Annotated in this window: 1 protein-coding gene; it reads left to right on the plus strand. The window is 54.7% G+C overall.

Annotated features, from left to right (window positions below):
• Positions 1-96: 96 nt before the first annotated feature.
• A partial coding sequence (locus L3X40_RS21750) for a TonB-dependent receptor (protein WP_237367415.1) occupies positions 97-1646 on the plus strand: 1550 nt, incomplete at its 3' end.

A 1646-nucleotide genomic window follows, 5' to 3' on the forward strand; every position in this document is an offset into this window, starting at 1 on the left:
CAAAACGCCCCAGAGCCCACGCAGGCGCCGGACACGACCGCGCCTCCGCCTTCTGAGTCCGGCAATGCGGAACCGGCGGCTGAGCGGAATAACGGCTTGACCGACATCATCGTGACCGCACGTCGACGCGAGGAGCGAATGCAGGATGTGCCTGTCGCTGTCACTGCCATTGGCACAGAAAAATTCCAGCAGCTGTTCGCCAAAGACATCCGAAGCCTGAGCGCGGTGGTGCCGAATGTCGACATTGATATTATGCTGGCTACGTCCAACAACACGCCAATTGGATCCATACGCGGTATCAGCCAGATCGAAGTGGAGTCGACCTTCGATCCAGCAATTCTTGTGGTTTCGGACGGTTTCGCTTATGCGCGTGTGGCGGGTTCAATGCTCGATCTTTTCGACGTGGAGCGGATCGAGGTTTTGCGCGGTCCGCAAGGGACTCTGTTCGGCATGAACACGATCGCAGGCGCGATCAACATCGTCTCGCAAAAGCCGACTGGTGAGTTCGGCGGCAAAGCCCAGGTGAGGATCGGAAATAATGGGAGGCTGGATGTGCGCGCCAGCCTTGATTTCCCGATCGCTCCGGACTTGCTTGCCGCCAAGGTCTCCGTTCTGAGCTCCAAGTCCAACGGGCACTGGCTCAACCTCGCGACCAATGAGCAAATTGGTGGAGACAATGTCTTTGCAATCCGTCCGAAACTCATGTTCACGCCGACCGACTCACTAGAATTTGTCCTAACAGGGGAGATCATTCGAGATCGGCCTGACCAAATTCCAATCAGCAACTTTTCCATGCCTGGCAATGCGCTGTATGATTTAGGTTTTCCGGGCACCGATTCAGACGGGCGGCCGTTTGAGGATCGCCCATATGATGTCTGGTCCGACAACTTTAGATTTAAAGACAAGTTTGACGCTAAGCTACTTATTCTAAACGCGAATTATGATGCAGGCTGGGCTGATTTCTCGTCGATAACGGGATATCGCAAAACTGAGGAGCAATTCAATGGCGACTCCGACGCGAGCCCTCTTATCTTGGTACACACTCCGCGTGCGACGGATACAGAGCAGTTCAGCCAGGAATTACGGCTACTGTCATCCGTCACAGATAATCTGGATGTACTGGTCGGTGGCTATTACAATTGGTGGAAGTTCGACGGGTTTGATCCTTGGCAGTTCGGCCCGGACGTCTTTCTCATCGGTGATTCAGCGCAGCGCTCAACTACCAAGGCTGCCTTTGGCCAGGTCAATTATACACTGACGGAACGTCTGCGTATGACTGCGGGGGGACGCTATACATGGACAAGCAAGACCTTCAACCGCTTGCCGACAGGCAGCACGATTCGGGTCGGCGACAGCGAGAAATGGTCATCATTCAGCCCAGAGGTCAGTTTCGACTACAAGTTTGCAGATGAGAGCATGGTCTATGCCAAATGGGCGCGCGGTTTCCGCAGTGGCGGCTTTAATGGTCGCGCCAACAATCAGACCACTATCGGCCCTTATAATGAGGAGGTGGCTGACTCATACGAGATCGGGCTCAAGAGCGAATTTCTGGATCGCCGCGTGAGATTGAACCTCGCTGGTTTTTATACCAATTATGATGACTTGCAGACAGTGCAGACGCGCCCTGCGGTGGGCGGGGCCGGGTT

Source organism: Rhizorhapis sp. SPR117 (genome assembly GCF_021742065.1).